Genomic DNA, 7,561 nt, shown 5'->3' with positions numbered 1-7,561 from the left:
AAACAATTCGTGTGAGCGTGGTTCTTAAATTTTTGGCATCTAGAATTCTTTTTAATGAAGCGCCCTTTCTGAAATTTCGCCTCGTAATTGACAATCATTTGCCGATATGGTATTTGCAATAAACTTGCAACAAGGAGTCACCCAAAAGGGTTTAAATCTTTTGTTGAAATTGGAACCTAACATCAAAAAAGACCTGCGAGCCACAGGGCGACGTATGACCCGTACTCGCCAAGCCGTATTGGCGTTATTGCAAAGGACTCGCCAACCAATTAGTGCCAACGAAATTTTTCATCAATTGCAACAGGAAAAAGTGGCAATTGATTTAGTGACCGTGTACCGAACCATGCATGTGTTGAAAGAGCTAGGCTTGGTTCTCCAATTGGACCTTCACCATGAAGGTCTCTCAAGGTATGAACTAAAAGAAGGGCGAGAACATCACCATCATATTCGTTGCCAGATCTGTGGTCTTATCGTGGATTTGTTGTTATGCCCGTTAAAAAAAGTCACAAAATTGATTGAACAACAGACGCAATTTATCGTGGATGATCACACTCTGGAATTCACGGGATTGTGTCCACAATGTCAATAATATGATCAAAACGCTTGGACCAAAGCTTTCAAAAGCTGGCTCTATCGCTTCTCTGGTGTGTGCCGTGCACTGTGCGTTGACGCCTTTGGCCTTGATTGCTCTTCCCGTCATTGCCGCACATTCGTGGGATGGTCTTGATGGAATTTTAGGAGTCTTTTGGGCGGATACCACCGAATGGATGTTTTTAGGAGTGATAGCATTATTGGCAGGTTTTGGATTGTTGGCGACCTATCCTAGACATCGAGATAGCCGTCCTGCTCTTCTGACTGCTGGCGGGCTTGTGGTGTTAATGGCAGCCCATCTCTTGTTTAAGGCAGGCGGTGGTGTGGAGATAGTTCTTGATGTGACTGGAGCTTCCATGATCGCACTGGCCGGTTTTTGGAACCGACGATTATGCCACCATTTAGGTTGCCACACTCATGAGCACATCCATGAAGCTAGCGGTTCTAAGATTCAACCCCTTCCGGATTTATCCTCAAACTCTTAAGCTTTTATATCTCTAGCTCGTTTACTGCCGGCCCCATTAAAGGCATTTTTATCTTGAAATTCTTGTGAAGCGCGTTGCTACCTTTTTATGCAAAGTCTTCCCATATATGTAAGGGATAGCAGAAAAGGCACTTTTTCCATTTAAGGACAGATGTCAGGCGATGCTGAGAGGAATCATAAGAAGACGCTTGATGTTCTTTAAGGAGCATCAAAAGGGTTAAGAAGTCAAAATCTTACTCTTAGCCGACTTATCCATTGCTTCAGCCAAATCATCAAGAAGTTGTTCTGTTTCTTCCCACCCGATACAGGCATCTGTAATTGATATTCCCCACTCTAGGGGTTTCCCCGCTTCCCATTTTTGATTGCCAGGATTCAAATTACTTTCAATTAATAGGCCCAGGATGGCGTTTTGCCCATTGGTGAATTGCTCAACGACGGAACGAGCCACGGGAACCTGACGCGTATGATCTTTTTCTGAATTGCCATGAGAGCAGTCAACCATGATCGGGCGACGAATGCCTTCATTTGTTAAGCAACGCACCGCCTCAGAAATATCTTCCGGATTATAGTTGACTCGGCCACCGCCACCACGAAGAACAAGGTGCCGATCTGGATTGCCATTTGTTTTGATAATGGAGGTGAGACCTTCTGCGTTCACCCCTATAAAACTTTGAGGATGTCGTGCTGCAATCATGGCATTGAGAGCAACTTGGAGTCCCCCATCCGTTCCATTTTTCAGACCAACAGGCATAGATAGACCACTGGCCATCTCCCGATGGGTTTGACTTTCGGTGGTTCGTGCTCCAATTGCCGCCCAGCTTATTAAGTCTGAAATATATTGAGGCGTGACAGGATCCAAAAACTCCGTTGCGCAGGGCAATCCCAAGTTATTGATCCTGAGTAAAATCGAACGGGCCAGTTCAAATCCTCCCCCAATTTCGCAGGATCCATCTAAATGGGGATCGTTGATAAGGCCCTTCCAACCCACCGTCGTGCGAGGCTTTTCAAAATAGGTTCGAAGGACAATTAATGCGTGTTCCTGAATGCGGTCAGCGACCCGTTTAAGCCGTTCGGCATAGAGAATGGCCGCGTCCGGGTCATGTATTGAACATGGGCCAATAATGACGAGCAGGCGATGTGAGTCTCGTCCGTGAAGAATATCTCGAATGGCTTGCCGGGATTGAAGTACCATTTGTCCGGTGTTTTCAGGCAAGGGGAGTGAACTTTGCATTTGTTTTGGGGTAGGAAGTGGAGAAATATCGATGATGTTTCGATTATTAATGGGTTCGGCCATGTGACACGTCCTGGGTAAAAAGAGAGAATATCTGAAATTGCAGAATAAAATTCCGTAACCAAATTATGCAGGAATAGGCATTATTGTAATAAGAAACCCTCTATCCAGGCAACTAGGCAATGGAAGTCTGTAATATTCCACTTGGTAACACAATTGTGAAGTTTGCTCACAGTACTCTGCAAAGTTGGGAAGGGATGTGAGGTGGGTGGAAGATTCCCTGGGCAGTAGAATGGCAATTAACTGATAAAACTGGAACTTGAGAGGGAGTAGAGAGAGGTCTTTTTATGCGTAAAAGCACGTCAGGCTGTGGTGTTGATCAGATTGGCTTGTTGAGAGGTATACCACCGCATGACATCTCGATTGGCGGGGTCTTGAGGAGAGCTAAATGAAAATTTGGTGCCAATGACTAATTCCGTTGCGGGGTCAACCCACTCAATAGAGCCGGAAAATTTGGAGGAGTGGTTGAACCCCGGCAAACGACAACTAATGTGGAGATGTGATGAAGAGACGAGTGGCCATGCGGAAGGGGCAACACGAAGCTGGCAACCCGTCGGAGAAAGATTGCTGAGCTGAACGGGTAGCACAGCAAGGATTCCTCCTTTGTCGCTGAGGGGACGAACTGCTCCAGTCATATTAACCGTCAAACGAGGAAATGCGCGAGGATATTGACGTGAAACGTTAGGTGGGGCTGCTAATCGAATGGTCGGAGGCTTTGTGAGGATTTCTTGGATGACCGTTTCAAATTCATAAATGTCGCCATCAATATAAGAACGTCCTTTACAGGGAATACCACATTTTAGATTGCTGAGTGCCGGATCGTTGGGAAGGGCGCAGAGGAGGGAGTGATCGGCTCCCAGCCCTAATAAATAGGTTTGGATTAACAATTGATCTGGGGTGGAGGGAAAGGTCAACCAAATTGTATTTGACCCGATTGCCAGGTAGGAAGTTGACGTATTCATGAGATCCTTTTCGGTAGTGTGAGGCCATGTTACAAGGACAAAATCCCGCCCACAAGATGATGCATGGAGAACAGAAAAAGACTGCCCCTAATATACAGGAACACGTTGAAAACTCTAGAATGTTTTTTGATGGATTGTTGCCCATGTGTGCACCGAGCATTCCATCTGTTTTGGGGGGGAATAAGGGAAAGACGATGTCGGTACAAGACGAAGAATTTATAATGTGGTTGGCGGTCGGGTGCCTTGTGAGTGAGGATGAAGTTCTTGAATGAGCGAATCGGCTAACTTTTCTGCAGAAACGGTATAGCTCTGTGAGTCAATGGCTTTTTGGATTTCTGCGATTTTGACTTGTCGAACATCCGGGATTTGAGACATGCGTTCGAGGTATGAGGTAACTGCCAGGGTAGGAGCGGAAGGCGATTGTCCTTCACCTTTGACAGGGTTTGGTGCTAAAGCGGAAACTTCATTGCTGCCATCGGGAGATGATAGGACGGTTCCCTTAGGAAGAGACGAGGAGGCCTCTACTGATGAAACTGGGGTAATGGAGGAAAGTGGATTCATAGATTGTTAAAGGGGTGTGAGAGGAAATATTAAATAAAATGAATGGAAGAATCAAATGGCATCGTCGTCTCTTCCCTTTAGGCAGTGCAACTCTCCCGAAGAATCCCCCTCATCATCTTGTGAGCGATTCTCAAATAGAAATGAGCTGATCATGGAACATGTTGTGGGCGCTCGTATTCATCAATTACGGACTATTGACCCAGGAGAAATCCGGTTGGTCCAGTTAGCACTGCCTGAGGAGATTGAGTTAGCAGGGAAACGATATGCCATCCGAGATACTATGCGCCCAGGAACGGCCTTTCTCGCCAAGCCCTGGGGAGACCGGACGGGCAAGTATCGAAGACGGATGTATACGAGGTCGAATGCCTCATTCAACGAGCCGCGCATGTTGGAGACGTTCATCAATTATACCCATCGAGATCAATCTGATACCTCTGGCTGGTGGCAGTCGGAAATGGCAACCGACTGGTTTGAGAAGGGAAAAACGTTGGAGGTTCGCCTCCAACTGGACGAGGAGAGGGACGTCGCGTTGGTGTATGAAAACACCAAGGATTGTATGCCTGCGAATCTTCGCTTGGAAGAAGATGGGATTTGGGAAGGGATGCGAATGGTCTGTGTGGCCTTCGGCACGGGGATTACGCCATTTTTATCCTATGCCCGTTATTTAAAAGCCAACCATTTCGGTCGAAAGGGGGCGAGAGTTGGCGCCCACATGACGCTGGTGGCGAGTGTTCGCCATGAGGGTCAGTTAATGCTTCATGAGGAGTTGGTCGCCCTTGAACAAGAATTTCCGGAACATTTTCGCTATCAACCCGTGTTAACTCGATCCTGGCCGACTGCTTGGGCGTATCTGAAAGGACGAATCCTGCGAGTGGCGCACTCCGTGGACGGGAAGGATCAAATCGATATTTCGCCATTCCAAACTATTGTGCCGGATATAGCCCAATCGCATCTTCGGGTATGTGGGAGCGTCACGGCCTGCCGACAGCTCACTCTGGGGCTTGAACAAGAAGGGCTGATTCCGCTGACGCTGCGCATGGAATCCTGGTAGAAAAGATTCGTCCTGACAGCAGGGGAATTGGCGTGGATGATGTTCTATTCCCCTGCGGGCCGTGTAATGGAATCAGGGATCGTCACATTAGGACGGCGTAATAAACGTATCACCGGGCGGCCAAGGAAGGTGTAATGTCCACAAATCAGACAGTGCAAACTGAGGGTGACAAGAAGTTCCTGCTCCAACTGTTCTAAATGCACTGTTCGCGACCCACATCGAGAACAACGAGGATGCTTGTCGGTGGAGGCTTTTTTTACCACCGGTTTTTGGGGAGAACTCTTGCGCGTCTTGCCGATGGGTTGGTCTGGCTGTGCTGACTTTTTCATGAATCAATCCTTGGTCAAGGTAATAGAAGAACTCAACTGGATATAACCAATTCTTGTGCCAAAATTAGAGAGGAAAAAGTGGCAGGAAAGTCGCAAAACGACCTAGAAGAAGGATGAAGGAAGCCTCCACTGGGTAAAAATTTCCGGAGGAACAGGGTCAAAAATGCTGAGCTGGAGAGCCGTTGTCCGGCTAAAGTTTATTGCCTGGAAGAGGGAGTCGAGGTCTGAGCGAGGATGGCTTCAGAACGAAGGAGGAGATTAGCTGCTTCCGACGGTCGGTTAGCTGCTTGCAGCAGTCGTGCATAGCGTTGAAGGATGGCCGCCACGTCCGGATGGTTGGGGCCACTCGCAGCTTCTTTTAGTTTGAGAGCCCGTTCATATTGAACAGCGGCTTTGTCGTATTCTTTCCGATCTTCGTAATAGGTGGCCAAACTATACAGACTACTTAAGAGCAGGGGGTTCCCCGCCCCTAACCCTTCAGCATGTTTAACTGTGGCCAATAATTGCTTTTCCAGGGCAGGGGTCTGTGATTCTCCGACTATTGCCGGATGGGAGGATCCAGAAGAGGGAGAGGGTTTTCTTGAAGGGGAGGTACATGCGATGAGCAGGACCATCAAGAGAATGATGGCCCACATCATTCCAAAAACAAATCGTATATTCCTGTTCATGGAACACCCTGACCAACGAAATTCAAAAAAGACCTGGATAGAAAATCAGACGTGATTCTATGAACTCTGAGGCTGTTCCCGCAAGTGAACTCCCAGGTTGCATTTTTCAGAATAAACAATCTCATTGCGGTCTTTAATGGAGAAGAGTAATCGATGACAGTTCTGTGGTGTTCGATCTCGGCCCATGGCTTTGGGCATGCCGCGCAATTAATGCCAACCCTGAATGAATTAGGTGAGGCGGTTGATGACCTGCATGTGATTCTACGCACGCAAGTACCGGCTGATTTCTTTCAACGGCATCTCCAGGTCAGTTGGGAGTTGCAAGATGTCCAACAAGATGTTGGATGTGTCCAACAAGGCCCCTTGGACATTGATGTGGCGGAAACTTGGGAGGCCTACAGCAAATTTCACACACATTGGGAATCCAGGGTTGAGGAAGAAGCTCAGGCCATTCGATTGGCCAAGGCGAGTCTGGTGATATCCAACATTTCCCCTCTTGCCATAGCTGGCGCAGCTCAAGCGAAGTGCCCGGTGGTGGGGGTTGCCTCACTATCCTGGGATCGGGTGTTAGAGCCATTCGTGCAGGCCGATGTCCCCAGTCATCATGCGATTCTCGAAACCATTCGTAAAAGCTATGCGTTGGCAGACTCTCTCATCCGCCTTCATCCGGGTATCGAGATGCCGGCGTTTCGTTCGATGGTTGATGTGGGACCTTCTGCTCCCTTGAGGAAGCCGAAGGGCTATGATCTGCGGAAATCCCTGGAGGTGGGAGAGCATGAATTGATTGTCCTCATTGCCTTTGGGGGCGTGCCGCTCAAGCGTCTTCCGTTAGAGCAGATGGCCGCAATGGCCGGATTTCATTTTTTAGTGAGCGAACTGCCATCTTCAGTTTCTTATGCCCGTGTGCATCGTGTCGAAGATCTTGTGATGCCATTTGGGGAGATCAGTCATCAGTCAGATATCATCATGACCAAGCCGGGGTATGGTACCGTTATTGCGGCGGTTCACGATGAGACCGCACTCGTCTACGTCCGTCGCAGGAATTTTATTGACGAACAGAGTTTAGTGGATTATACCCATCGATATGGCCGGGGAATGGAGTTATCCCGTGATGACTTTGAATCCGGTAATTGGGAAGCCACGCTTCGAGCGGTGCTTACGATAGCGGTTCCGTCTGAAGTTCGTCCGTCACCGGGCACGGGTGACGTGGTTCGTCAGTTGAAAACATATTTGGCGTGCTGAAGGGAAGCCTGCAGCGGACCCGGTCAAGCATTGTCTGGTACCAGGGAGGGATAGGGAGCGACGGTATGAGCTTCAATCGAATTGATAACATGTGATCCATTCAATTCTCGTTCTTTCCAAAAGACTCCGATCACTTCCACGGAAAGATCCAGTGAAATTGACGGGGAGCCTTGCGTGCGATCGTGTCGACCAAAAATGACAAGGGAGTGTTCACCCTCGGCAAGGCGAAAGACAAAGCGTATGGCTAACTCTGTGTCATCAAGGTGCAATTCCGGTTGCGTGACCACTCCTCGAACGGCCACGAGTCGTTGATGATAGGAAGCCGGGTGACTGAGCAGCATGGCAATGGAGACGGGTTCGGGTGATGTGGTAAAAGTGGAGG

At 48.4% G+C, this 7,561-nt stretch carries 10 protein-coding genes; 4 read left to right on the top strand and 6 right to left on the bottom strand.

The window, feature by feature from the left end; genetic code table 11:
- Nucleotides 1-214: 214 nt before the first annotated feature.
- On the top strand, nt 215-589 hold the full coding sequence (locus AAH187_RS18135; protein WP_342349897.1) for a transcriptional repressor: 375 nt from the start codon (nt 215-217) through the stop codon (nt 587-589).
- A gap of 1 nt (nt 590) precedes the next feature.
- Complete coding sequence (locus AAH187_RS18130; protein WP_342349896.1) at nt 591-1,076, top strand: MerC domain-containing protein; 486 nt, start codon at nt 591-593, stop codon at nt 1,074-1,076.
- 216 nt (nt 1,077-1,292) lie between these two features.
- On the opposite strand, the gene AAH187_RS18125 is transcribed toward AAH187_RS18130, so the two are convergent.
- The 3 genes from AAH187_RS18125 to AAH187_RS18115 all read right to left on the bottom strand — a co-directional run bounded on the left by AAH187_RS18125 (nt 1,293) and on the right by AAH187_RS18115 (nt 3,889).
- Nucleotides 1,293-2,369, bottom strand: coding sequence for a 3-deoxy-7-phosphoheptulonate synthase (locus tag AAH187_RS18125; RefSeq protein ID WP_342349895.1), 1,077 nt, complete (start codon nt 2,367-2,369; stop codon nt 1,293-1,295).
- Nucleotides 2,370-2,668: 299 nt separating this feature from the next.
- Nucleotides 2,669-3,328, bottom strand: a complete 660-nt coding sequence (locus AAH187_RS18120; protein WP_342349894.1) for a PilZ domain-containing protein — start codon at nt 3,326-3,328, stop codon at nt 2,669-2,671.
- Between the two features lie 216 nt (nt 3,329-3,544).
- Entirely contained in the window at nt 3,545-3,889 is a 345-nt protein-coding gene (locus AAH187_RS18115) for a flagellar biosynthesis anti-sigma factor FlgM (protein ID WP_342349893.1), read from the bottom strand.
- A gap of 151 nt (nt 3,890-4,040) precedes the next feature.
- Here AAH187_RS18115 and AAH187_RS18110 point away from each other — a divergent pair, with 151 nt between their 5' ends.
- On the top strand, nt 4,041-4,940 hold the full coding sequence (locus tag AAH187_RS18110; protein ID WP_342349892.1) for a hypothetical protein: 900 nt from the start codon (nt 4,041-4,043) through the stop codon (nt 4,938-4,940).
- 44 nt (nt 4,941-4,984) lie between these two features.
- Here AAH187_RS18110 and AAH187_RS18105 read toward each other — a convergent pair whose 3' ends face one another.
- Complete coding sequence (locus tag AAH187_RS18105; protein ID WP_342349891.1) at nt 4,985-5,269, bottom strand: hypothetical protein; 285 nt, start codon at nt 5,267-5,269, stop codon at nt 4,985-4,987.
- Nucleotides 5,270-5,466: 197 nt separating this feature from the next.
- Nucleotides 5,467-5,937 (bottom strand): tetratricopeptide repeat protein, encoded by a 471-nt coding sequence (locus AAH187_RS18100; protein ID WP_342349890.1) that lies wholly within the window; start codon nt 5,935-5,937, stop codon nt 5,467-5,469.
- A gap of 153 nt (nt 5,938-6,090) precedes the next feature.
- On the opposite strand from AAH187_RS18100, the gene AAH187_RS18095 reads away from it, so the two are divergent.
- Nucleotides 6,091-7,179, top strand: coding sequence for a hypothetical protein (locus AAH187_RS18095; protein WP_342349889.1), 1,089 nt, complete (start codon nt 6,091-6,093; stop codon nt 7,177-7,179).
- A gap of 23 nt (nt 7,180-7,202) precedes the next feature.
- On the opposite strand, the gene AAH187_RS18090 is transcribed toward AAH187_RS18095, so the two are convergent.
- A partial coding sequence (locus AAH187_RS18090) for a hypothetical protein (RefSeq protein WP_342349888.1) occupies nt 7,203-7,561 on the bottom strand: 359 nt, incomplete at its 5' end.

Source organism: uncultured Nitrospira sp. (assembly GCA_902500695.1).
Classification (GTDB): Bacteria; Nitrospirota; Nitrospiria; order Nitrospirales; family UBA8639; genus Nitrospira_E.
This window is presented reverse-complemented; position numbering and strand designations above follow the sequence as displayed.

Excerpts from the sequence above, each read along its gene's own strand:
- AAH187_RS18135 (WP_342349897.1), top strand. The coding sequence starts at position 215 with ATGACCCGTACTCGCCAAGCCGTATTGGCGTTATTGCAAAGGACTCGC.
- AAH187_RS18130 (WP_342349896.1), top strand. The coding sequence starts at position 591 with ATGATCAAAACGCTTGGACCAAAGCTTTCAAAAGCTGGCTCTATCGCT.
- AAH187_RS18125 (WP_342349895.1), bottom strand. The coding sequence starts at position 2,369 with ATGGCCGAACCCATTAATAATCGAAACATCATCGATATTTCTCCACTT.
- AAH187_RS18120 (WP_342349894.1), bottom strand. The coding sequence starts at position 3,328 with ATGAATACGTCAACTTCCTACCTGGCAATCGGGTCAAATACAATTTGG.
- AAH187_RS18115 (WP_342349893.1), bottom strand. The coding sequence starts at position 3,889 with ATGAATCCACTTTCCTCCATTACCCCAGTTTCATCAGTAGAGGCCTCC.
- AAH187_RS18110 (WP_342349892.1), top strand. The coding sequence starts at position 4,041 with ATGGAACATGTTGTGGGCGCTCGTATTCATCAATTACGGACTATTGAC.
- AAH187_RS18105 (WP_342349891.1), bottom strand. The coding sequence starts at position 5,269 with ATGAAAAAGTCAGCACAGCCAGACCAACCCATCGGCAAGACGCGCAAG.
- AAH187_RS18100 (WP_342349890.1), bottom strand. The coding sequence starts at position 5,937 with ATGAACAGGAATATACGATTTGTTTTTGGAATGATGTGGGCCATCATT.
- AAH187_RS18095 (WP_342349889.1), top strand. The coding sequence starts at position 6,091 with ATGACAGTTCTGTGGTGTTCGATCTCGGCCCATGGCTTTGGGCATGCC.